This window comes from Halomonas sp. 707B3 (assembly GCF_024158645.1).
Taxonomy (GTDB): Bacteria; Pseudomonadota; Gammaproteobacteria; order Pseudomonadales; family Halomonadaceae; genus Vreelandella; species Vreelandella lionensis.
In genome coordinates, this window is sequence record NZ_JAMZBE010000030.1 from 1 (window position 1) to 23,106 (window position 23,106).

Annotated in this window: 22 protein-coding genes and 2 tRNA genes; 19 read left to right on the forward strand and 5 right to left on the reverse strand. The window is 58.3% G+C overall.

The genetic code is table 11. The features are described 5' to 3' along the window. From BIS10_RS06140 to nadA, 6 genes are all read left to right on the forward strand, one after another. On the forward strand, positions 1-628 hold a 628-nt coding region (locus BIS10_RS06140; protein WP_253503483.1), incomplete at its 5' end, for a ScpA family protein. Then, complete coding sequence (scpB, locus tag BIS10_RS06145; RefSeq protein ID WP_253503485.1) at positions 625-1,419, forward strand: SMC-Scp complex subunit ScpB; 795 nt, start codon at positions 625-627, stop codon at positions 1,417-1,419. The genes BIS10_RS06140 and scpB, both read left to right, overlap by 4 nt. Further along, the gene (gene rluB, locus BIS10_RS06150; protein WP_062361996.1) at positions 1,412-2,287 is read left to right on the forward strand and encodes a 23S rRNA pseudouridine(2605) synthase RluB; all 876 of its coding nucleotides are present in this window, start codon (positions 1,412-1,414) and stop codon (positions 2,285-2,287) included. Before scpB ends, rluB begins: the two co-directional genes overlap by 8 nt. 138 nt (positions 2,288-2,425) lie before the next feature. Continuing rightward, positions 2,426-2,501: transfer RNA gene (locus BIS10_RS06155), tRNA-Lys, on the forward strand. A gap of 117 nt (positions 2,502-2,618) precedes the next feature. Next, positions 2,619-2,694: transfer RNA gene (locus tag BIS10_RS06160), tRNA-Lys, on the forward strand. A gap of 395 nt (positions 2,695-3,089) precedes the next feature. Beyond that, a complete protein-coding gene (gene nadA / locus BIS10_RS06165) occupies positions 3,090-4,118 on the forward strand; it encodes a quinolinate synthase NadA (RefSeq protein ID WP_253503487.1) in 1,029 nt (342 codons plus the stop codon). A 115-nt stretch (positions 4,119-4,233) separates the two neighbouring features. Here the strand turns inward: nadA and BIS10_RS06170 are convergent, their stop codons facing one another. Continuing rightward, positions 4,234-5,694 (reverse strand): M48 family metalloprotease, encoded by a 1,461-nt coding sequence (locus BIS10_RS06170; RefSeq protein ID WP_253503489.1) that lies wholly within the window; start codon positions 5,692-5,694, stop codon positions 4,234-4,236. Between the two features lie 186 nt (positions 5,695-5,880). On the opposite strand from BIS10_RS06170, the gene BIS10_RS06175 reads away from it, so the two are divergent. Both BIS10_RS06175 and BIS10_RS06180 read left to right on the forward strand, forming a co-directional pair. Next, positions 5,881-6,159 (forward strand): sulfurtransferase TusA family protein, encoded by a 279-nt coding sequence (locus BIS10_RS06175; protein WP_083024308.1) that lies wholly within the window; start codon positions 5,881-5,883, stop codon positions 6,157-6,159. After that, positions 6,156-7,253, forward strand: a complete 1,098-nt coding sequence (locus tag BIS10_RS06180) for an AI-2E family transporter (protein ID WP_253503491.1) — start codon at positions 6,156-6,158, stop codon at positions 7,251-7,253. The genes BIS10_RS06175 and BIS10_RS06180 overlap by 4 nt, the downstream gene beginning before the upstream one ends. Positions 7,254-7,300: 47 nt before the next feature. Here the strand turns inward: BIS10_RS06180 and BIS10_RS06185 are convergent, their stop codons facing one another. Beyond that, on the reverse strand, positions 7,301-7,774 hold the full coding sequence (locus BIS10_RS06185) for a peroxiredoxin (RefSeq protein ID WP_253503493.1): 474 nt from the start codon (positions 7,772-7,774) through the stop codon (positions 7,301-7,303). Positions 7,775-8,033: 259 nt separating this feature from the next. Between BIS10_RS06185 and dapA the strand changes: the two genes are divergently transcribed. From dapA to purC, 3 genes are all read left to right on the forward strand, one after another. Continuing rightward, positions 8,034-8,918, forward strand: coding sequence for a 4-hydroxy-tetrahydrodipicolinate synthase (dapA, locus tag BIS10_RS06190; protein ID WP_044628736.1), 885 nt, complete (start codon positions 8,034-8,036; stop codon positions 8,916-8,918). A gap of 81 nt (positions 8,919-8,999) precedes the next feature. Further along, positions 9,000-9,980: an outer membrane protein assembly factor BamC gene (locus BIS10_RS06195; protein ID WP_253503495.1), complete on the forward strand. Its 981-nt coding sequence runs from the start codon at positions 9,000-9,002 to the stop codon at positions 9,978-9,980. Between the two features lie 32 nt (positions 9,981-10,012). After that, positions 10,013-10,729: a phosphoribosylaminoimidazolesuccinocarboxamide synthase gene (gene purC / locus BIS10_RS06200; protein WP_044628734.1), complete on the forward strand. Its 717-nt coding sequence runs from the start codon at positions 10,013-10,015 to the stop codon at positions 10,727-10,729. On the opposite strand, the gene tsaA is transcribed toward purC, so the two are convergent. Then, positions 10,726-11,478 (reverse strand): tRNA (N6-threonylcarbamoyladenosine(37)-N6)-methyltransferase TrmO, encoded by a 753-nt coding sequence (gene tsaA / locus BIS10_RS06205; RefSeq protein WP_253503497.1) that lies wholly within the window; start codon positions 11,476-11,478, stop codon positions 10,726-10,728. The two genes, purC and tsaA, sit on opposite strands and share 4 nt — an antisense overlap. A gap of 146 nt (positions 11,479-11,624) precedes the next feature. On the opposite strand from tsaA, the gene BIS10_RS06210 reads away from it, so the two are divergent. Then, entirely contained in the window at positions 11,625-12,155 is a 531-nt protein-coding gene (locus BIS10_RS06210; RefSeq protein WP_253503500.1) for a GNAT family N-acetyltransferase, read from the forward strand. Positions 12,156-12,158: 3 nt separating this feature from the next. Here the strand turns inward: BIS10_RS06210 and nadC are convergent, their stop codons facing one another. Continuing rightward, on the reverse strand, positions 12,159-13,013 hold the full coding sequence (nadC, locus tag BIS10_RS06215; protein ID WP_253503505.1) for a carboxylating nicotinate-nucleotide diphosphorylase: 855 nt from the start codon (positions 13,011-13,013) through the stop codon (positions 12,159-12,161). A gap of 81 nt (positions 13,014-13,094) precedes the next feature. Between nadC and ampD the strand changes: the two genes are divergently transcribed. From ampD to BIS10_RS06250, 7 genes are all read left to right on the forward strand, one after another. After that, a complete protein-coding gene (gene ampD / locus BIS10_RS06220; protein ID WP_253503508.1) occupies positions 13,095-13,709 on the forward strand; it encodes a 1,6-anhydro-N-acetylmuramyl-L-alanine amidase AmpD in 615 nt (204 codons plus the stop codon). A 365-nt stretch (positions 13,710-14,074) separates the two neighbouring features. Beyond that, positions 14,075-16,747 (forward strand): pyruvate dehydrogenase (acetyl-transferring), homodimeric type, encoded by a 2,673-nt coding sequence (aceE, locus tag BIS10_RS06225; RefSeq protein ID WP_253503510.1) that lies wholly within the window; start codon positions 14,075-14,077, stop codon positions 16,745-16,747. Positions 16,748-16,805: 58 nt separating this feature from the next. Beyond that, positions 16,806-18,821 (forward strand): pyruvate dehydrogenase complex dihydrolipoyllysine-residue acetyltransferase, encoded by a 2,016-nt coding sequence (aceF, locus tag BIS10_RS06230; protein ID WP_253503512.1) that lies wholly within the window; start codon positions 16,806-16,808, stop codon positions 18,819-18,821. Between the two features lie 265 nt (positions 18,822-19,086). Then, on the forward strand, positions 19,087-19,740 hold the full coding sequence (gene adk / locus BIS10_RS06235) for an adenylate kinase (protein ID WP_253503514.1): 654 nt from the start codon (positions 19,087-19,089) through the stop codon (positions 19,738-19,740). Positions 19,741-19,852: 112 nt separating this feature from the next. Then, on the forward strand, positions 19,853-20,554 hold the full coding sequence (tsaB, locus tag BIS10_RS06240; RefSeq protein ID WP_253503516.1) for a tRNA (adenosine(37)-N6)-threonylcarbamoyltransferase complex dimerization subunit type 1 TsaB: 702 nt from the start codon (positions 19,853-19,855) through the stop codon (positions 20,552-20,554). After that, on the forward strand, positions 20,551-21,261 hold the full coding sequence (locus tag BIS10_RS06245; RefSeq protein WP_253503518.1) for a class I SAM-dependent methyltransferase: 711 nt from the start codon (positions 20,551-20,553) through the stop codon (positions 21,259-21,261). Before tsaB ends, BIS10_RS06245 begins: the two co-directional genes overlap by 4 nt. A gap of 37 nt (positions 21,262-21,298) precedes the next feature. Continuing rightward, complete coding sequence (locus BIS10_RS06250) at positions 21,299-22,420, forward strand: phosphatidylserine/phosphatidylglycerophosphate/cardiolipin synthase family protein (RefSeq protein WP_253503520.1); 1,122 nt, start codon at positions 21,299-21,301, stop codon at positions 22,418-22,420. A 5-nt stretch (positions 22,421-22,425) separates the two neighbouring features. Here the strand turns inward: BIS10_RS06250 and BIS10_RS06255 are convergent, their stop codons facing one another. Then, positions 22,426-23,106: a YecA family protein gene (locus tag BIS10_RS06255; RefSeq protein ID WP_253503522.1), complete on the reverse strand. Its 681-nt coding sequence runs from the start codon at positions 23,104-23,106 to the stop codon at positions 22,426-22,428.

Here is a 23,106-nt window from a genome sequence, read left to right on the forward strand (position 1 = left end):
GATTAAATCCCGGACGCTGCTGCCGCGCCCGCCGAAAGCGGAGGGCGAGGAGGAGGAGGACCCCCGCGCCGAGCTGATTCGTCGCTTACAGGAGTACGAGCGCCTGAAAGAGGCCGCCGAGGCGCTGGATACGCTGCCCCGCGTAGGCCGGGACTGGTTCAGCGTACAGGCGGGCTTGCCGCCGTTGGAAACGCGGGTGATCCATCCCGATGTGGAGCTTGATGAGCTGCTGGGAGCGCTGTCCGATATTCTCAAGCGCGCTGAGCTGGCCCAGGCCCACCAGATCAGCCGTGAAGTGCTCTCCACCCGCGAGCGAATGCTGAAAATCATGGAGCAGCTCAGTCAGGATGGCGAGGGCGGCCGTTATACGCCGTTTGAAGCGCTGTTTACCCTGGAAGAGGGTAAGGCCGGTGTAGTCGTGACCTTTATGGCTATTTTAGAGCTGGCCAAAGAAGCCATGATTGAGATTGTCCAAAATGCACCGCTGTCGCCCATTCATGTGCGTGCCCGCCAAGCGGCGCTGGCCGATGGGGAAGAGGACGCATTCGAGCGTTTGGAAGAGAAACAAGGCGATGCCGCCTCGGCATTCGAAGAGTCCGCGTTTGAACCTGACGAGGAGTCGCGGTGAAAGACACCACGTTAGACGACATTATTGAAGCGGCGCTGCTAGCAGCGGGTGAACCGTTGCCGGTTGAGCGCCTGGAAACGCTATTTTTGGCCGATGAGTGCCCTTCCCGCAAAGCGTTGAGGGAGGCGCTGTCACGGCTGGCGCTGCGCCACGAACATGGCGCGCTCGAGCTGGTCGAGACCGCCTCTGGCTTTCAGCTACGCATTCGCCCACGCTTGGCCCACTGGGTCTCGCGGCTGTGGGACGAGCGCCCCCAGCGCTACTCTCGAGCACTCTTGGAAACGCTGGCGCTAATTGCCTACCGTCAACCGGTGACTCGGGGTGATATCGAAGATGTGCGCGGTGTGAGCGTCAGCAGTTCGATCATTCGCACGCTTATGGAGCGCGGCTGGATACGCGTGGTGGGTCACCGGGACGTGCCGGGTCGCCCGGCGGTGTATGCCACCACGCGCAGCTTTTTGGATGACTTCGGGCTGAAAACCCTGGATGCGCTGCCGCCTATGCATACCCTGGTCAACGGCGACGACCCCGAAGCGCTTTCTCTGGAGGAGGCATCATCCGAACAAAACCCGCCGCCAGCACTGGACGAAACGCCGGAAAGCGTGCAGGATGCGCCACCCCAGAAAGATGAGAATACGTCGGCAGAGAGTGCCGACCACCACGCCGAGACGGCGTTAACCCAGCCGCTCAGCTTTGCCGATTTAGAGGCACGGCTGGCGGCACGTGCGCAGCGTCAACATGAGGACGCTGACACGCAGACCAACGATGTGAGGTCAGACGACCATGAGTGAAAGTAACAACACCACGCCGCCTACCAGCGAAAAACTGCAAAAAGTGCTGGCCCGCGCGGGCCTTGGCTCCCGCCGTGAAATGGAAACCGCCATTTCCGATGGACGGGTGAAGGTGAATAGCCAAGTGGCCAAACTGGGCGACCGAGTGGAAGCGCGGGATAAGGTCAGCTTTGATGACCGCCCGGTGACGCTGCGTCCGGAAGAGGAAGTGCCGCGCCGGGTCATTATGTACAACAAGCCGGAAGGCGAGCTGTGCACCCGTAAAGACCCGGAAGGCCGTCGCACGGTCTTTGAGCGGCTGCCGCGCTTGAAAGGCGAGCGCTGGATTGCCATTGGCCGTTTGGACATCAACACCAGCGGTTTGCTGCTGTTCACCACCGACGGTGAACTTGCCAACCGCTTGATGCACCCCTCTACCCAAGTAGAGCGTGAGTACGCGGTGCGGGTCATGGGCGACGTCAAGCGTGAGCATATCGTCGCTATGGTCGACGGTGTGATGCTGGAAGATGGCCCGGCGCGCTTTACCGACGTGCAGGAGTTTGGTGGCGAAGGCATCAACACTTGGTTCCACGTGGTGATTCTGGAGGGCCGCAACCGTGAAGTGCGCCGCCTGTGGGAGTCCCAGGGGCTTACCGTTAGCCGCCTGAAGCGTGTGCGCTATGGCAATATCTTCCTCGACAAGCGGGCGAAAGCCGGTGAGTGGGTCGAACTCTCTCAGGATGAGGTGGATGACTTAGCGACGCTGGCCAACCTGGAAACCCGCAAAGTGCCTGAGCTGACGCCAGACGAGAAGAATCGCTGGAGCCGCGACAAGCATAAGCGTCGTCCGGTGCAGGCGATGCGCAAGCCGAAACCCAAGCGCGGTTAAGCTAGGCGCGGTTCAAGCAGTGCGCTCTGCACGGGGTAAGGCTTTTTTGGCACCGTGCAGAGCAGTAGATGTAGACGAAAGATAAAAAAGGGCTTGCTATTCACAAGCCGTATCCGTACTATATGCATCCGTTCGGACGGGTCGTTAGCTCAGTTGGTAGAGCAGTTGACTTTTAATCAATTGGTCGTAGGTTCGAATCCTACACGACCCACCATCCGAAATAAGCAAACGCATCAGGTAGTAGTCCCACCAATGCTTTGTTTTCAATATGTGTTTTGATGTGAGTTAGTGTAGTATTTGCTAGTCGTTTTTGATTAGCGCAGCAAAATTTGGGTCGTTAGCTCAGTTGGTAGAGCAGTTGACTTTTAATCAATTGGTCGTAGGTTCGAATCCTACACGACCCACCAAATTTAACGCCCTTGGCAGCTTGCTGCCAGGGGCGTTTTGCTATGCACGTTTTGCCGCGCTGCAACGTGACTTTCTGCTTGCAGCGGGCAACGATTGTCCACCACAATATGATGACAATAACGTGATTGCCACGGTGGTGCAGTGGTGAGAAGCGTGTTGAGAAGCATAGATAGTTAGAAGCATAGTGAAAAACGTATTGGTTAACGCATAAATCGATAGATCGTTTGGCTGCCGAAGATGTCACGGCAGCCCTGGCTCCACAGGGGCCAGGTTGGTGACGTGCCACCGCGAGAGACGCAGCGGCCGTTGCCCCCGAGTGCGGCGCATGCGGAGCGCATACGCCGTGACTGGTGTTTAACAGGGGGATTCCCTGTTCGTCACAGTGGTAAACACGATGACTATTATGACCTCTCAAGCTGAGCTAGACGCTCCGCTACCAAGCCCGTACTGCCCTACCCGTATCCCTGCGGAAGACGAAGCGCGAGTGGCTGAAATCAAGCAGTTGCTCAAGGCGAATAACGCCGTTTTGGTAGCGCATTACTACACCGACGATGCCATTCAGCAGCTTGCTGAAGAGACTGGCGGCTGTGTGGCTGACTCCCTGGAAATGGCCCGCTTCGGTGCCCGTCACGATGCCACAACGCTGGTGGTTGCTGGCGTGCGTTTCATGGGCGAAACGGCCAAGATCCTCTCCCCCGAAAAGCGCGTGTTGATGCCAACGCTCGAAGCGACCTGCTCCTTGGATATCGGTTGCCCTATCGATGAGTTCAGCGCGTTCTGCGACGCCCACCCGGATCGTACCGTGGTGGTGTATGCAAACACCTCGGCGGCGGTGAAGGCGCGTGCCGATTGGGTCGTGACCTCTTCGATTGCCGTTGAGGTCATTGAGCATCTGCAGGCGAAGGGTGAAAAGATTTTGTGGGCACCGGATAAGCATCTGGGTGGCTATATTCAGAAAAAAACCGGTGCCGACATGCTGATGTGGGACGGTGCCTGCATCGTGCACGAGGAGTTCAAGGCGAAAGGCATTCAAGACTTGAAGCGTCTGTATCCGGATGCCGCCGTGCTTGTCCACCCGGAGTCGCCGGAGGCTGTTGTGCAACTGGCCGATGTGGCTGGCTCTACCTCCCAGCTCATCAAAGCAGCCCAAACGCTGCCCAATGAAAAGCTGATTGTGGCCACTGACCGGGGCATTTTCTTCAAGATGCAGCAGGCGGTGCCTGAGAAAACGCTCTTTGAAGCGCCCACGGCAGGCAACGGTGCGACGTGCCGCAGCTGTGCTCACTGCCCCTGGATGGCGATGAACGCGCTGGATAATCTGGCTGGCGCGCTGCGTGAAGGCAGCGGCGAGATCTTTGTTAATGATGCCTTGCGTCAGCAGGCGTTAAAGCCCCTGGAGCGTATGCTGAACTTTAACGCTTAAACATCAGTACTTAAATATCAGCGGTTTAACATCAGTACAACGTTTCTGCCGTAAGCCAAAAGCCCGAACGCGATGCGTCGGGCTTTTTTGTATGTTTTGTATGTGCTTCAGGGCGCTAAAACTTCTCTAGCGCCTCTCGGTACTCAAGAAACGCTTCTCTGCGCTGTTCAATGCGCGCTAGCGCCTGAGTGTCGTTTTCCTGCTGGGCGGCGTCTTTGGCAATACCCAACTGTCGAATGCCGCGGTCCACTCGGCCGGTGAGCTGCAGGTGCTCGGCGCGGGCCAGGTGACCCCAGCCGTTAAACCCGCTGCGCCCGGCGGCCTCTGCCAGCAGGTTGAAGCCCTGTGGGCTTTCCGGGTGCTGCGTGGTGATATCACGAAGCAGGTCGTAAGCCGCTGCTGGATCGCGCTGTAGCTGCGCCTCCGCCAGGGTCAGCTGAGCAGGCAGATAGTTAGGCATCAGCCGCAGTAAACGCTGGCTGCGGGCAATAGCCTCATCATAGCGTTGGGCTTCCAGGGCTACGTTCGCCGCGGAGGCGGGCAGCATGCCGTAATCAGGAAGCTCGTTGGCAAGCTGGTCGAGGGTTTGCAGTGCGCGGTCGGTTTGGCCATTGTGCGCATCAATGAGTGCATTGATATAACGCAGCGCAGGCTCCTCGGCATCTTCCTGCGCCAGCCGCGAAGCCGCTTGTTGGGGCGTGTTGCGGTAAATGCTCAGCAGGGCGCGAGCGCGCATCATGTCGTAGAGCGTATCGCTGGTGTAGCGGCTGGCCACGCTAAGCTGAGAAACCCGCGCTTGGGCGTCGCTCAGGCGGCTATCTGACACAGGGTGAGTCAATAGAAATTCAGGCGGCGTGCCGCCTTGAAGCCGCGAAAGGCGCTGCATGGTATCGAACATGCGTACCATGGCGTCTGGGTCGTAGCCTGCTTCTGCCATGGCCTGTAGGCCAATACGGTCTGCCTCTTGCTCAAAACGCCTGGAGTAGGCGAGCTGGTCCTGAATAAGCGCCGCCTGAGAACCCATGGCGGTGGCAATGCCCGCATCGCCGCCGCCGCTGGCAGCAATCAGCATACCGGCCAGCATGGCTGCCATGGCGGGCAGCTGGGTCTGCTCGGCGCGGGCGCTGCCTCGGGCGTAGTGTCGCTGGGAAAGGTGGCCTAGCTCGTGGGCAATCACCGATACAAAAGCGCCTTCATCTTCGGCAAAGGCAAATAGCCCTGAGTTAATGCCCACTACGCCACCAGGGACCGCAAACGCATTGAGCGAACGGTTATCCACCATCACCGTGGTGGTTTGCAGGCTGCCGAGCTGGCTGTAAGGCGCAAGGCGGGCCACCAGGCTCTCCAGGTAGTCGCTAACGATGGGGTCCTGCCACTGGGGGGCCTGAGCGCGAAACTGGCGCAGCCAAGCGCGGCCAAGGCGAAACTCCTCATTGCTTACCGATGCCGATGCGCCCCCTAGACTGGGCAGTTGATAGTCGTCATAGCTGTGGCTGGGCAGGCTAACGCACAAAGCGCTTAACGACAGCGCTATCGCACAGGCCCAGCGAGGGTAAACGGGTCTAAAGTGCAGCATGGCATCCCCATTCGTTCAGGTAATAGGTGCAGCGAACAACGGTGTGACATTGATTCAGGCAGGGAAGTGCCGTTAAATCAACGTCACGGCGGGCAACGCAAAAAAATAGTTTATGCAACAATGCTGTTGTTATGTAGCCATCGAACGATTTAGCACCACGTAAAGCCGCATTTTGGGGGAGAGGGTATGTCTGAGCAAACAGCGTCTGGGTTAGCGGAAGGGGTTCAGCCCGATAGGGTGTTGGACGCCACCGGATTGCACTGCCCGCTACCGCTGCTAAAGGCGAAGCAGGCACTGGCAGGCCTTGCGCCAGGCCAACTGCTGGAAGTAAGTGCGACCGATGCTGGCTCGTGGCGGGATATGGCGGCATTTACCGAACTAAGCGACCACGTGATGGAGGCGCGGGTACAGCGCGGCGACGTGTATTTTTTTTGGATACGTAAAGCAGGGAACACCCACTCATGACCATGCGCAGTATTCTGAAAAGTTGGGTAGAGCGCTACTTTTCAGACGAAGAGGCGTTAATTCTTCTGGTGGTGCTGGTGGCAGGGTTTGCCGCCATTATTTGGTTTGGCCGCATGTTGGCACCGTTCTTTACCGCGTTGGTGCTGGCGTTTTTACTGCAAGGCGTGGTTAGCGCGCTCACGCGACGTCGAGTGCCGCATTTGCTGGCTGTCATTATGGTGTTTTTGGCATTTGTCAGTGTGCTGCTCACGCTAGCGTTTATCTTGATGCCGCTGATCTGGAATCAGATGGTAGGGCTAGTGCAAGAGACGCCGCGCATGTTTGCCAGCGGCCAGGGCTGGCTAGATCAGTTGCAGGAGCGCTTCCCTAATATCGTGACGCCTGATCAGATGCAGAGCTGGATTGGCGTCGCCGGGCGGGAAATTAGCCAGCTTGGTCAGCGCGCTTTGACGCTCTCATTGACCTCGCTTGGCAACATCATGTCGTTGATCATCTATCTGGTGCTGGTGCCGATTCTGGTCTTTTTTATGCTGAAAGACCGTGAGGCGCTGGTGGGCTTTACACTTTCGCTGCTGCCGCAGAAGCGTACGCTGCTGACGCGCATCTGGCATGAAATGGATCGCCAAATCGCCAACTATATCCGCGGTAAGTCCATTGAGATCGTCATCGTCGGCACGGTGGCGTATATCACCTTTGCCTTTTTTGGCTTGCCCTATACGGCGCTACTGGCCGTGCTGGTCGGTTTTTCCGTATTGGTGCCCTACATTGGCGCGGCGGTGGCAACCATCCCCGTGGCGGCGGTAGCGGGCTTCCATTTCGGTATTAGCGAGCAGTTTGTCTACGTTTTAGTGGCCTACGGCGTGCTGCAGGCACTGGATGGCAACGTACTTGCCCCCGTGCTGTTCTCAGAAACCAATAACATCCATCCGGTCTCGATTATCGTGGCGGTGCTGTTCTTTGGCGGTATTTGGGGATTCTGGGGGGTGTTTTTTGCCATCCCGCTTGCCACGCTGCTGAAAGCGCTGGTGTATGCATGGCCAAGAGGGCTTGAAGGCCGACAAACATCGCAGGTGCCACCGCTGAAGCAGGATTAGCCGTGAGCATGGCTGTGCCCGATATGGGCACAGCCAGCGGTGCATTATTACTGGCTATTAAGTGCCTGCGCCGCGCTTAGTACCTCATCTACGTGGCCAGGAACTTTAACGCCGCGCCACTCTTGGGCAAGCTTGCCATCCTGGTCGATCAAGAAGGTGCTACGCTCGATGCCCAGGTGCTCTTTGCCGTACATTTTCTTGAGTTTGATCACATCAAACAGCTGACAAACGGTTTCGTCTTTGTCGGAAATCAGTTCAAAATTGAAATCCTGCTTGGCTTTGAAGTTTTCCTGGGCGCGCAGACCGTCCCGGGAGACACCGATGACCACGGTATTGGCGGCATCGAAGGCGGCTTTGCGATCACGGAAGTCGCCGCCCTCAGTGGTGCAGCCTGGGGTGCTGGCCTTAGGGTAGAAGTAGATCACCACCTGCTGACCGCGCAGTTCAGACAGCGTGATGGTGGTATCCCCTGTAGCCGTAGCGGAAAAATCAGGGATAGGCTGGCCGAGTTCGAGAGGCATAATAGCTCCTAAATAGGGGTGACTTTCATGACAAATTACACGTAAGCACAGCGCCCCTGTCAAAGCGGATTCTCTACGTTAAGCAAACTCGCAGCGCTTTACGCTGTACAGGTTCGAATCGCCTGAGTACCATTTGCTGTTTGTGGGCAGGGGTGATCGCGCTCCTTCAAGGTATCTGCGCCGCGTCTTAACTCAATGTACGTCATTGCATCCTGCGTGGCAGCTTGATTTCAACTTTTTGCAGGTGAGGAAAATACGGATGATCACAGGCAGCATTGTCGCCCTGGCGACGCCGATGAAAGTCAATGGCGACATCGACTGGGAGGCGCTTCGTCGTCTGGTGAACTTCCACCTCGATAATGGCACTGATGCCATCGTCGCTGCGGGCACCACGGGTGAACCCACGACCATGTCCTTTGCTGAGCACTTTGATGTGATCCGCAGCGTGGTTGAAGAAGTCAATGGTCGCATTCCTGTCATTGCCGGTACCGGGGCGAACGCTACCTCGGAAGCCGTTGAGCTGGCGCGCTACGCCAGTGAAGTGGGCGCGGACTACTGCCTATCCGTCTGCCCCTACTACAATAAGCCTACCCAGGAAGGTCTGTACCAGCACTTTAAAGCGGTCGCTGAAGGCAGCAAACTTCCGGTCATTATGTACAACGTTCCTGGCCGCACTTGCTCCGATCTCTACAACGAGACGGTGGTGCGCTTAGCGGAAGTGAACAACATTATCGGCCTGAAAGATGCCACCGGGAACCTTGAGCGCGCTGAGGATCTAATCTCACGCCTGAAAGGCAGCGATTTCATGCTCTACTCGGGTGATGACGCAACGGCCTGCGATTTCATGCTGATGGGTGGACATGGCGATATCTCCGTGACCGCGAACGTTGCCCCCAAAGCCATGCATGACTTGTGCGCGGCTGCTGTGGCTGGCGATGCCGACAAGGCTCACCAAATTAATACGCGCTTGATGCCGCTGCACACTAACCTAGGCATTGAATCTAATCCTATTCCCGTAAAGTGGGCGCTGCACCGCATGGGTTACATGGAAGCAGGTATTCGTCTGCCGCTGACGTGGCTGTCGGAGAAGTACCACGGCACGGTAAGCGAAGCACTGCAGCTGGCGGGCGTCGTAGAGGAGTAACCCGGCGCTCGAAACCCTTTTGCTACCCGGTGATGGCATGGCCTTCCGGGTAACTGATCTGTTGACTGTTAAGGTGGCTTGATGAGCTCTGTGCTTGAACAACGTGCGCTTAAATGGATACCGCTGGCACTCGCAGCTGCTGTCACACTGGCAGGTTGCGCGCGCGATGGTTACTACCACGACCGCAACTTGGACTACACCGAAGCGGCTCCTGCGCCGCCCCTCGTGCTGCCTGAAACCCGCAACACCCAACTTTACCGCGATGCCATGCCCGTTCCCCAGGTAGCGTTGCAGGGCTCACAGCTTGACGAACCGGCAGAGATTGAACCGCCGCAGTCGTTGGCCATTGGTGGTGGATTAGAGCCTGAGTACGTTGAGCGCCGTCAGGTGGGCGATCAAAGTTGGTTAGTAGTTGCCGCCGATCCCGGTACCGTTTGGCCACAGCTGGAAGCGTTTGTACGCAGCCGCCAGCTTCCTGTTCAAGAGAGCAGCGCCAACCAAGGCGTGATCGTGACCCCGCAAGCGACGCTGCGCCTGCAGAGTGCCCTACGCGCCGGTAGCAGCGAAGTGCGCTGTGACCAGAGTGGGCAAAGTGCTGAGAGCTGCTTAACGGCACTAGAGCAGTACCTGGGCGCGCGTAGCGCAACGGCTAGCTCCTCTTCCTGGACCGCTCAGCGCTTGGCTAGCGAGCAAACGCTGCAACTGCGTCAACAGGGCGATGAGTGGGAAGTGCTGATTCCGCAACCCATCGACCGCGTTTGGGCGGAGCTGAACCACTACCTCTCTCTTGATTTCACCCAAGAGGGGCAGCGTAATCTGCTCGCGACCTCCGCCGATGACTATGAGTTCTTGGTGGAATACATGACGGAAACAGAGCGTGGGCGTAACCCGTTGCAAATTGTGTTCAGTCCCGATGTCCGCCGTATGTCACAGCAGATTCGCCTAGCGCTTGAGCCCAACGGTGATCAAACTGTGCTGCGTGCCATCAACGCCAGCGAGCGTAGTTTTAGCGCTGATGATCAGCGCGAGTTGCTTGAGCGCGTCTCCGGCTACTTACGTTAACCCTTTGACTCTCACTTTCTCACGGAGCCTCCATGGAAAAGCGCCAAGAACTCTATGCCGGCAAGGCAAAATCCGTCTACACCACTGACGATCCTGACCTGCTGGTACTGCAATTTCGTGATGACACCAGCGCTTTCGATGGTAAAAAGAAAGAGGCGCTGGCCCGTAAGGGGATGGTGAACAACATTTTTAACGCTTTCATCATGGAGCGTTTAGAAGAGGGCGGTATCCCGACGCATTTTGAGAAGCAGCTTTCCGACAACGAAAGTCTGGTCAAAAAAATGCAGATGATTCCGGTCGAGTGCGTGGTGCGCAACATTGCCGCGGGTGGTTTGGTGAAGCGACTGGGCGTGGAAGAGGGGATTGCCCTTAACCCGCCGACCTTTGAGCTGTTCTTAAAGAACGACGAGAAGGGCGACCCAATGATCAATGAGTCGCTGGCGGAAACCTTTGGCTGGGCAACCCCCGAGCAGCTCGCCAAAATGAAGACGTTAACTTTTAAGGTGAATCACATCCTCAAGCAGCTGTTTGCCGAAGGCGATATGCTGCTGGTGGATTACAAGCTGGAGTTCGGTGTGTTCAAAGGCGAGGTGGTACTGGGTGATGAGTTCTCCCCGGACGGCTGCCGTTTATGGGATGCCAACACCCGCGAGAAGCTTGATAAGGACCGCTTCCGTCAGGGGTTGGGTGGCGTCATTGAAGCCTACGAAGAAGTCGGCCGTCGTCTAGGGATTACCTTTCCCGCCTAACGTGTTTCGTTAGTCAGCGTATCGATCGCCACCACCTTCAGGGTGGTGGCGTCGTTTTCAAGGGGTGTTTCTTTTACCGCTTGGAATTTCACGTCTACATCCCGCAGTCGCACCCCGTAAATGCGCCCACTCTGCTCCTCACGCTGGTAAGCCGGGCGAGGATCTTGGCCTAACACCTGCTCAATTAGCGCGTAGAGCGACGCTCCGTCGGCGCGGGCGGCAAGGCTGGCCTGGGCGGCCTGGCTAAAGCTCACGGGCAGCAGTGATGGCGCGCTGGGGGCAAACCCGGCCCGTGCGTCGGGCTTTGCTTCGGCCCAGGGCAGGTAGGGTTTAATATCGACCACTGGCGTGCCGCTGACCAAGTCACAGCCTGCCAAGTGCAAACTCACCCCTTGCTGAGTATCAATGTGCGATAGCTCAATCAGCGAAAGCCCCAATCGGTTAGGGCGATGGGTGCTGCGGCTGGCAAAGACGCCGACTTTACGGTTGCCACCCAGGCGCGGCGGGCGCACTAAGGGCGTCCACCGGGTTGGGCTTTGATGAAAGATAAATGATATCCATAGGTGGCTAAAGTCTTCCAAGCCCCGTACGGTGAGAGGATCATCAAACGGCGCTGTGAGCACTAAACGTGCATTGGCCGCTGGCGCTAACCCAGGCTGGCGGGGGACGCCGAATTTATCAGGGTAGTCGCTGATGATATGACCAATGGGCGTCAGCGCAAATGACGCGCTATCTGAACGATCGTGCATAGCACTGCCTTTTGAAGGTTGGTCGGTGCCAACGTGGTCAACGAAGTCGTGGGTATTTAGTAACGTAGCGATGAGTATAAAATAGCCAACTGGCGGCAGACAGTGAGTTGTCCGTTGCCAGCCGCTAAATCGCATTGAGGCGAAGCATGTTGAAAACGAACGAACGCGCACCATCCCCTGCGCCCACCGCCCGCGTTACCTATCGCGCGGCGTTAGCCAAGGATGCCGCTGATCAGGCGGAAGTATTTTACCATGCCGTCATGCAGGGGGCGGCCACCCATTACGGGTTGGATGAGCGCCGCGCCTGGGCCAATGCGCTACCCCGCGAGGCGAGCGCCTGGGCGGCGCGCCAAGCGCTATACACTACGCTGGTAGCCGCTTGTGATGGCCGCTGCGTCGGTTTTTTAGAGCTTAATATCAGCGCTGGACGTATTGAGACCCTCTACGTGTGGCCGTCATTAGCGGGACGCGGCATAGGCACCACGCTACTGATCCATGCCGAGCGTATTCTGCTGGAACATGGCGTGTCTCAGGTGGAGATTGAAGCAAGCTTGGTGCTTTATGAGCGCCTGCAGCGCCGAGGGTTCGATAACCTCGGCGAGCAGTGGGTGGAACGCAGTGGTGAAATGCTGCGCCGCTACCGGCTGGTGAAACAGCTCAGCGCCGTAGAAACCTAACGACTAAACGTTAAAGGTTTGAGTGATCCGCATCGACAGGTCAATGGATTTAACATCTTTCGTCAGCGCGCCGCTGGAAATGCAGTCGACGCCAGTGTCCGCAATCGCTCTCAGCGTAGAGTCATCCACGTTGCCGGAGGCTTCCAGCGTGGCGCGCCCACCGTTGATTTCCACCGCCACGTGGAGGTCTTCAATGGCGAAGTTGTCCAGCATAACGATGTCGGCACCGGCGGCTAGGGCTTGATCTAGCTCCTCGAAGGTTTCGACTTCCACTTCCACCGGTAGGTCGCTGGCCAGTTTGCGGGCTTGGGCAATCGCCGCCTGGATACCGCCGCAGGCGGCAATGTGGTTCTCTTTGATCAAAAACGCATCCCACAAGCCAATGCGATGGTTGTGCCCGCCGCCGCAGGTAACGGCGTATTTTTGCGCCAATCGCATGCCGGGAAGCGTTTTACGGGTGTCGAGCAGTCGCACTCCGGTGCCCTCAATGAGGTCCACGTAGCGGCGCGTGGCGGTGGCCGTAGCCGACAGTGTTTGCAGCATGTTGAGGGCGGCACGCTCGCCGGTTAGTAAACTGCGGGCCGGGCCTTCCAGTTCAAGGAAGCACTGGTCTGCGTCCAATCGGTCGCCATCCGCTGCTTGCCAACGTAGCGTTACGCGGCCATCCAGGCGGCGAAAAATCTCGTCGGCCCAGGCAACACCACAGAGCACGGCGGGTTCACGGGTAATCACCTTGGCGGTCGCCCACTGGTTCTCGGGGATCAGCTGAGCCGTGATATCGCCCGCGCCAACGTCTTCAGTCAGCAGGCGAGCGGCACAGGCGCGAATCTCTTCAGCAAGAGCAGTTTGATAGTCCATAGCGGTGAGTCTCTGGGCGTCGTCTTCGATGACAGGCATTATAGTGAAACAGAACGCTAACGTAGAGGAGCGTGTGCGGTCATGAACAAAGAAGGCATGACAGGGCAGTGGTCCAAGGCACGCCAGGTGCCATCGCCTAACCAAGATGCACGCCCTCACTGCGAGGTATCGCTGCTGCTCTTGCACGCCATTAGCCTGCCGCCTGGGCAGTTCTCGGGCGATGCTATAGAAGCGCTGTTTACCAATCGCTTGGACCCAAACGAGCACCCTTTTTTTGCTGAGATTGACCATTTGCGGGTCTCGGCGCATCTGCTGATTCGCCGGGACGGCGAGTGCATTCAGTTTGTCGATAGCGATCAGCGAGCCTGGCATGCTGGTCGCTCCTACTGGTGGGACTCCGCGCTGAGCGCATGGCGATCAAAGCTCAATGATTTTTCTGTGGGCATCGAACTTGAGGGCGATGATTGCACTCCCTTTACCAAAGCGCAGTACGCTACCCTGGTCGAAGCCACCTGCTGGCTGATGGCACGCTATCCTGCATTAACGACCCAGCGAATCACCAGCCATGCCAAAGTGGCCCCGCTACGTAAAACCGACCCAGGGCCCGCCTTTGATTGGGCTTACTTTCGCCAGCAGTTGGCACGGCGTTTAATGGATAAAAAGTGTTGGTTAAAAACGCCCTTTAAGTGGTTCTGATGGCAGACAATAAAACGGTAGTTTAACTACATTCAGAAGGCGTTAGTCGCAGCGACAAAGGTCTTATAAAGCGCTTATGTTGCAGTGCAATAGTTTGTTTTGGATAGTCTTTTACGGCTCACTGGAATTGGCAGCGTGGCGACTTTGCGGTATCTTCGCATATACAAAAGGCTAACTTTCACCCTATGTGTGTAGCTTTACTACATCAAGACGAGCGTAGCTTGTTGAATGTAGAACGAAAACCCCCGCACGGTGCAAACGCGTCGTGCCACTGTATGGCCTGTGGTGGCTAAACACCGCAGCCGCCCCAGGCCCGAAGGGTTGGCGGGGCTCATTGTCATTTATCGTCATTCGGAGAGACCTCTATGAGTCTGGAGACAAGAGAAGATCTCGATCCGGTCGAAACCACGGAGTGGCTGGAATCCCTGGAATCGGTACTGGATCGTGAGGGCGAAGATCGTGCCCGCTACCTGATGACCCGCCTGGCGGATCGCCTGCGCCGGGACGGGATGAAGGTGCCCTTCTCGGTGACAACCCCCCACCGTAATACGATCCCGGTTCATCGCGAAGCGCCCATGCCGGGCGACTTGTTCATGGAGCGTCGCATTCGCTCCCTGATTCGCTACAACGCGATTGCCCAGGTGATTCGTAACAACCGGGCCAACCCGGGCCTGGGGGGCCACATTGCAAGCTTCATGTCGTCCGCCACGCTGTACGACGTGGGCTTTAACCACTTCTTCCGCGCCCCCAAAGACGACTTTGAAGGCGACCTGATTTACATCCAGGGCCACGTCGCGCCGGGTATCTACGCGCGCTCTTACCTGGAAGGCCGTCTGTCTGAAGAGCAGATGGACAAGTTCCGCCGCGAAGTCGACGGCGATGGCCTCTCTTCCTACCCGCACCCGTGGCTGATGCCGGACTACTGGCAGTTCCCCACGGTCTCCATGGGTCTTGGCCCGATTCAGGCCATCTATCAAGCCCACGTGATGAAGTACCTGCATCACCGTGAGCTGAAAGATATGCACGACCGCAAAATTTGGTGCTTCATGGGCGACGGCGAGTGTGACGAGCCGGAATCCCTGGGCGCGATCTCCCTGGCGGGCCGTGAGAACCTCGATAACCTCATCTTCGTCATCAACTGTAACCTGCAGCGCCTGGACGGCCCGGTACGCGGCAACTCCCGCGTTATGGACGAGTTCGAAGGCGTCTTCCGCGGTGCCGGTTGGAACGTGATCAAGGTGGTATGGGGTCGTCACTGGGATCCGCTGTTCGAGAAGGACAAGAAAGGCATCCTTCAGAAGCGCATGGACGAGGCGGTCGACGGCGAGTACCAGAACTACAAGGCGAACGGCGGTGCTTACACCCGTGAGCACTTCTTTGGTAAGTACCCAGAAACCGAAGCGATGGTCAAAGACCTCTCCGACGAGGATATCTGGAAGCTCAACCGGGGCGGCCATGACCCGTTCAAGGTCTACGCGGCGTATCACGAAGCGGTGAACACCACCAACGGCAAGCCCACGGTTATCCTGGCGCACACCGTCAAAGGGTACGGCATGGGCAGCGGCGATGGCGAAGCCGCCAACGAAGCCCACCAGGTCAAGAGCATGGAGTACGAAGCGCTGAAGAAATTCCGCGACCGCTTCGGCATTCCGCTCACCGACGAGCAGCTTAAAGACGTGCCGTACTACAAGCCGGAAGAGGACTCTCCCGAGCTCAAGTACATGCACCTGCAGCGCGAGCGTCTCAATGGTTACCTGCCGAGCCGTCGCAGCTCGTTTGAGCCGCTGGAAATACCGACCCTGGAAGACAAGACCTTTGCTTCGCAAATGGGCGGCTCCAAAGGGCGTGAAGTCTCTACCACCATGGCGTTCGTGCGTATCTTGAACGGCCTAGTGAAAGACAAGAAACTGGGCAAGCAGGTCGTGCCGATCATTCCGGACGAAGCACGTACGTTCGGTATGGAAGGTATGTTCCGTCAGCTCGGTATCTACACCTCTGAAGGTCAGAAGTACGAGCCGGTCGATAAAGGCCAGATCATGTACTACCGCGAGGACCAGAAAGGTCAGGTTCTCGAAGAGGGTATTTCTGAAGCAGGTGCGATGTCGGCGTGGATTGCCGCCGCGACCTCCTACAGCAACAACAACGTCACCCTGCTGCCGTTCTACATCTACTACTCGATGTTCGGCTTCCAGCGTATCGGCGACTTGGCATGGGCCGCAGGCGACCTGCAGGCACGTGGCTTCATGGTCGGCGGCACCGCCGGGCGTACCACGCTCAACGGTGAAGGTCTGCAACACCAGGATGGTCACAGCCTGATTCAGGCGTCCACCATCCCCAACTGCCGCAGCTACGACCCGACGTACGCACATGAAGTCGCGGTCATCGTGCAAGACGGTCTGAAGCGCATGTTCACGGATCAAGAGAACTGCTTCTACTATCTGACCGTGATGAACGAGAACTACGAGCACCCCGAGCTTGAGAACGTACCGGCCGACGATATCGTCAAGGGCATGTACCTGCTCAAAGAGACGAAGGGTGACAAAGGTCGCGTTCAGCTGATGGGCTCGGGCACCATTCTTCGCGAAGTGGAAGCCGCTGCCGAGCTGCTGGCCAACGACTGGGGCATCGGGGCGGACATCTGGAGCGTGACCAGCTTCAACGAGCTGCGTCGTGAAGCGCTGCTGCTGGAGCGTGAAGCGTTCCTGAACCCGGATGCCGAGGCCAACAAGCCCCACGTGACCAAGTGCCTGGAAGGCCGTGACGGTCCGGTCATTGCGTCGACCGACTACATGAAGCTGTACGCGGACCAGGTGCGTGCCTGGGTACCGAACGACTACACCGTGCTGGGGACCGACGGCTTTGGCCGTTCCGACACCCGCGAGAAGCTGCGCTACTTCTTCGAAGTAGACCGCTACTTCGTCACCGTCGCCGCGCTGCGTGCCCTGGCCGACCGTGGTGAGATTGATCGCAAGCAGGTCGGCGACGCGCTGAAAAAGTATGGCATCGATGCCAACAAGCCGAACCCGCTGACCAGCTAAACCGCTGCCCGGCGGGCCACTGCCCGCCGGCTCGATCCGATTTGGAAGGAGCGCGACCTTGAGTAGCGAAATCATCAAAGTTCCCGATATCGGTGGCGATACCGATGTCGAAATCATCGAGATTGCGGTGTCAGAAGGCGACGTCATTGAAGCGGAAGACACCCTGATCACTCTGGAATCCGACAAAGCCAGCATGGATGTACCGGCCCCGAAAGGCGGCAAGGTGATCAAAGTGTTGGTGAAAGAGGGCGATAAAGTCTCCGAAGGCGACGATATCGTTGAGCTGGAAGTGGAAGGCGGCAGTGACAGCGATGCCGAGCCGGAAGCCGCCGCAGAAGACCGTCAGCCCGAAGCCGACGCGCCTGCCAAGCAGCCAGAAGCGGCCCCCGCGCCGAAGAAAGCCAGCGGCGGCAAGCAAACCGTGGATATCAAAGTGCCTGACCTTGGCGGCTCTGACAATGTCGAGATCATCGAAGTCGCCGTGAGCGAAGGCGATGACGTCAACGCTGAAGACCCGTTGATCACCCTGGAGTCTGACAAAGCCTCCATGGACGTGCCCAGCCCGCACAGCGGCAAGATCGTCGCGCTGACGGTGAAAGAAGGCGATACCGTCTCTGAAGGCGACGTCATCGGCCAGATGGAAATCGCGGGCGAAGGTGACGATGCCGCTGAAGAGGAGGCGCCTGCCCAGGCCGACGAGCCTGCTGCTGCCAGCGAGCCTGCTGAAGAAAATGCGGCCGAAGAAGAGAGCGGCAGCGGTGAGCCAGAGCGTAAAGAAATTCGCGTGCCGGATCTGTCAGGCTCTTCTGACGTGCCGATTATCGAAATTGGCGTCGCCGCTGGCGATGAAGTTGACGTCGAAGATCCGCTGATCACCCTGGAGTCTGACAAAGCCTCCATGGACGTGCCGAGCCCCTTCAAGGGTAAGATTCTGGAGCTCACCGTCAAAGAGGGTGACACCGTTTCTGAAGGCGACGTGATCGGCTATATGGAAGTCGCGGGTGCCAAGAAAGCGGCACCGAAAAAAGCGGCGCCTGAAAAAGCGGACAGCGGCAAGCAGCAAAGCGCTAGCGCTCCCAGCGCCAAGCAGGCTTCTCCGGCGGGTTCTCCCAGCCCCGAAGCGCAAATGGCCGCGCATAAGCCGCGTGACGGCAAGCTGGTTCACGCAGGACCCGCAGTACGCATGCTGGCCCGTGAGCTAGGCGTCGACCTTGGCCTCGTGAAGCCCAGCGGCCCGAAAGACCGCGTGCTGAAAGAGGACGTACAAGCGTACGTTAAGCAAGCCATTGCGAACCAGGGCAAAGCCCAGGCAGCCGCTCCTGCTGCCAGCGGTGGTGCAGGTATCCCCGCCGTGCCGGAAGTCAACTTCAGCCAGTTTGGTGAAGTGGAAGAGAAGCCGATGGGTCGCCTGCTCAAGATGGGCGCAACTAATCTGCATCGCAGCTGGCTCAACGTGCCCCACGTGACCCAGTTCGACGAAGCGGACATCACCGAGCTTGAGAACTTCCGTAAAGCCATGAAGGCGGAAGCCGAAGCCCAGGGAGCCAAGCTCACGCCGCTGCCCTTCCTGGTCAAGGCCTGTGCCTTTGCACTGCGCAAGTTCCCGCAGTTCAACGTCAGCTTGAAAGGCGACGGCGATACGCTAGTGTGGAAAAACTACGTCCATATCGGTATCGCGGTGGATACGCCGGATGGTCTGATGGTGCCGGTGCTGCGCGACGCCGATAAGAAATCCTTGATCGAGATTGCCAAGGAGATGGCGGAGCTAGGCAAGAAAGCGCAAACCAAGAAGCTTAAGCGCGAAGAGATGACCGGTGGCTGCTTCACCATTTCGAGCTTGGGCTCGATTGGTGGCACGGCCTTTACGCCGATCGTCAACGCCCCTGAAGTCGCGATCTTGGGCGTGTCGAAAGCGCAGATGAAGCCGGTATGGGATGGCAGTGCCTTCCAGCCGCGTTTGATGATGCCGCTGTCGCTCTCCTACGATCACCGCGCGATCAACGGTGCGGATGCGGCGCGCTTCACTGCCTTCCTGGCGGACGTGCTTACCGATATCCGTCGCTTACTGTTGTAAGCGGACATAAGAGCAAGCCACAAGCGGCGCCCTTTCGGGCGCCGCTTGTGTTTATAACGGCTTAGCCGCGTAAACGGTGGCTTGGCGCAAACAGGGTGACCAAAGTACTAACGCTGGCCACTTTGCTGTTTTTGCTCAAAAAAACACAAAATAATCGTGCTCTCAGGCTTTTGGGGAGTTGTGTCGCCTGAACGGCACGGTTATTGTCGGTTCATTGATTTCATCTATCACTACCATTCAAGACGATCATTCAAGGAGCAGTGCCATGCGTTTAATCCTGTTGGGTGCCCCCGGCGCGGGGAAGGGGACTCAGGCTCAGTTTATTTGTGAGCAGTTTAAGATTCCCCAAATTTCCACCGGGGACATGCTGCGCGCCGCTATCAAGGACGGCACTGAGCTGGGCCTAAAGGTCAAAGAGATCATGAACAGCGGTGGTCTGGTGTCGGATGACATCATCATCGACTTGGTCAAAGAGCGCATTAGCCAGCCCGACTGTGAGAATGGCTTCCTGTTTGACGGCTTCCCGCGCACCATTCCTCAGGCAGACGCCATGAAAGAGGGCGGTGTGAAACTCGACCACGTGCTGGAAATTGCCGTGCCGGACGAAGAGATCGTCAGCCGTTTAGCAGGTCGCCGTGTTCACCCGGCCTCAGGTCGCGTGTACCACGTTGAGCACAATCCGCCCAAAGAGCCGGGCATCGACGATGTGACCGGTGAAACGCTGATCCAGCGTGAAGACGACCAAGAGTCCACGGTGCGCAACCGTCTGTCGGTGTACCACGATCAAACCGCGCCGCTGGTGGATTACTACCAGCAGTGGGCTAAAGAAGATCCTGCCGCCGCGCCTCAGTACCATCGCGTAGAGGGCGTGGGCAGTGTGGCGGATATTACTCGCCAAGTGAAAGAAGCGCTGAGCTAAGCACGCCATAGTGTCACGCATCACGATGGCCCGCAGGCTTCCTGCGGGCCATCGTCGTTACAGGCGTGTGGCGGTATACTAAGGGCCTATTTTTACGGAGTGCAACACCGCTATGTCGTCGTTATACCTTCTGGCACTGGATGCCTCCTCCAGCGCCTGTTCAGCGGCGCTGCTCCGCCAAGCGGGCGGCCAGCGTGAATGTCTAGCGCGTTATGAGATGACCCCGCGAGCGCACACCAAGCGCTTAATGCCGATGGTGGATGAGCTGCTCGCTGATGCGGGCATTGCGCCTCAAGCGCTGAACGCCATTGCCTTTGGGCGCGGGCCAGGTTCGTTTACCGGCCTGCGCATTGCGGCCGGTGCCGCCCAAGGGTTGGCGTTTGGCTTGGACTGCCCGCTGCTGGGTGTCTCTACCCTTGAGGCGCTAGCGCTACAGGCACACCGCCGCTACCACTTCCGCTATGTAGTCACCGCTCTGGATGCCCGCATGGGCGAAGTGTATGCAGCTACCTGGCACTGCCTAAACGACGCCGTAAGCTTACAAAGCGACGAAGTCGTCATTGCTCCCAGTGCGTTTCGACTGCCAGCCGATGAAACCGACTGGGTGGGCGTTGGCTCGGGCTTTAGCCTGTGGGATGAGTTTGAGGTAGGGGTGCAGGCCTGCATGTCGCAACACCTCACGGATTTAGAGCCACGAGCAGAGGAGATGGCTTGGCTGGCCGCTCGCGATCTGGACGCAGGCTTAGGCCAAGCGGCCCATGAGGCGCAGCCGGTTTATCTGCGCAATAACGTTGCCTGGAAAAAACCGGTATGAGCCAGCCGGTGCCACAGGTGACGCTGCCGCCGGGCTTAACGCTGGGCTATGTGAATGGTCAGCTCGCCCTAGCGGGGGATGAGCGCCAGTATGGCAAGCCGCTCAGCGTTGATTTTGTCTCGGGCAAGGCCGCGCACCGTCGTCAGTTCGGCGGCGGCCGTGGGCAGTTGGTGGCTAAAGCTTGTGGGCTAACTAAAGGCATAACACCGAGTGTCGTTGATGCCACAGCAGGCCTTGGCCGCGACGCCTTTGTGTTGGCAAGCCTAGGCGCGCAGGTGCTGATGATTGAGCGCGTCGCCGCCATTGCCGCGCTGCTTCAGGATGGCCTTACGCGTGCGGCGGTCGCTGAGGAAACGGCCGCGATTGCCGCGCGAATGTGCCTGCGTCATGGCGACGCCGCCGAGCAGTTAGTAGCTCTGGTGGCGGAAGCCGAGTTTGCACCTCAGGTCATTCATCTGGACCCCATGTTCCCCCATCGCGAAAAGTCCGCGCTGGTGAAAAAAGAGATGCGCGTGTTCCGTGAGCTGGCCGGGGATGATGACGATGCCCCGCGCTTATTAGCAGCGGCGCTGGAGGTGGCAACACACCGGGTGGTGGTGAAACGCCCGCGTAAGGCTCCACCCATTGCTGGGCCTGCGCCGCAGCACACGCTGGAAGGCAAAACGAGCCGCTACGATCTGTACGTTCATCGTTCACTCAGCCGCTGAGCGTGGATGAAGCAGCGTAGCAAGAGAAGGAGTCTCTATGCAGCACGAGTGGCGAGAAGGAAATCGTGTGATTCTGCTGCCGGAAGCATCGCGCTTTTTACCGGCGATGTTTGAGGCGGTGAGTCAGGCGCAGCACTACGTGCTGGTGGAGCTCTATTTGATGGAGTCCGGCGAGCTCGCAAACCAAGTCATTGACGCGTTAGAAGCCGCAACGCGGCGAGGGGTGAAAACCTATCTATTGCTAGACGGCTATGGCGCCATGGGGTTGGAGCGAAGCGACCGTGAACGTTTGCAGGCAGCGGGTGTGGCGTTGCAGCTGTTCAACCCGATTGGCTTTCACTCTCTAGCACGCAATCTTAGCCGTGACCACCGTAAGATCGTGGTGGTGGATGGCGAGATCGCCTTTACTGGCGGTTTCGGCGCGGTGGATGAGTTTCTGCAAGCGTGGTACGAGATTGCGCTACGCATCGACGGCCCGGCCGTCGCGGACTGGGAGGTGCTGTTTCGTCGTCTGTGGCGGTCCCGGCTTTCCCGGCAGGCTTCCGGCAGCCAAACGCCTATTCCTTTACCGCCGCAACGCAGCGCTACCGCTCATGGGGATGGCGTTCGCGGGCGCGTAATGTCAGCCAGGGGCTATCGCTATCAAGCGATTCGCCACTCGCTGTATGCCCGAGTGAGTAGCGCCCAACAGCGGCTGTGGCTGTGCACGCCCTATTTTGTGCCGACATTTGCGCTGCGTCGTCGCCTGATTCGAGCCGCCCGGCGAGGCGTCGACGTTCGCCTGCTACTGCCCGGTGCCAAGCACGACCACCCCGGCGTGCGCTATGCGGGCCAGCGTTTTTATCAAGGGCTGCTGAAAGCGGGCGTGCGCATTTTCGAGTTCCAGCCGACTTTTATACACGCCAAGTTCGTCCTGGCCGATGAGTGGGTTAGTCTCGGCTCCTGTAACTTTGATCACTGGAACCTGCACTGGAACCTAGAGGCCAATCAGGAGATCGAAAACTCGGCGTTTGCCTGCGAAGTGCAGACGCTTTTCGAGCGTAACTTTGCCGCCAGCCAAGAGGTGGATGCCGCTGCCTGGGCCGCGCGCCCCTGGGGGCAACGGGCCAAGGAGTGGGTGTATGGTGTCGTAGATGGCCTTATGATGCGCCTAAAATAGCGCGGTTATTTGCGCTTCTTGCCTTTAGCCTTGGCGGGCGTTTTTTTACGCGGTTTCGGCTTGGGGGTTTCCGGCGGTACGCGGTAGTGTAGGTAAAGATCAAGCACCAGCTCGGGCAGTTGAACAACGAAGGACTCTTGGCTGGCCTGATCTTTGGCCATCTCGGCCATATCGGGTTCGTCGTCAAACAGCCCCGATAGCGACATAAACGGCAGCAGCAGCGTTGCGGCGGCCTCTTCATCATCCTGGAACCAGGCGCTTTCGTCGCTGAACACCGCTTCCATAAAGCCTGCACACCAGTCGCCAATCGGCGTCTCTTCGGCGGGGAGGCCATCCAGCGTTAGCTCGAAGGGTAGCTCCGGTAGGCCTCCTTGCTCCAGTACCGCCATGGCGTTGTCGCGCAGTAGCGTCAGCAGCTGGACGATCTCTTCGCGCTCGGCGGCGTCGCGGTAGTTGGGTTCGCCTTGGAATAGCTCCTCTAGCCACTGCACGGTGGGCTGCTCGCTAGGGGCAACCGCCAAGGCGACGAGAAAGCCGTGGGCTGAAATCAGATCGAGGGCATCTTCGCCCACTTGCTCTGAATCGAGAAAATCATCCAGCCTGTCGAGCTGTTCATCATCAAGCAGCGGCTGAGGCGGGGCATTGTCGGGCGAGTTTGCTTCGGTCACGGTATTGCGCTCTGCCAT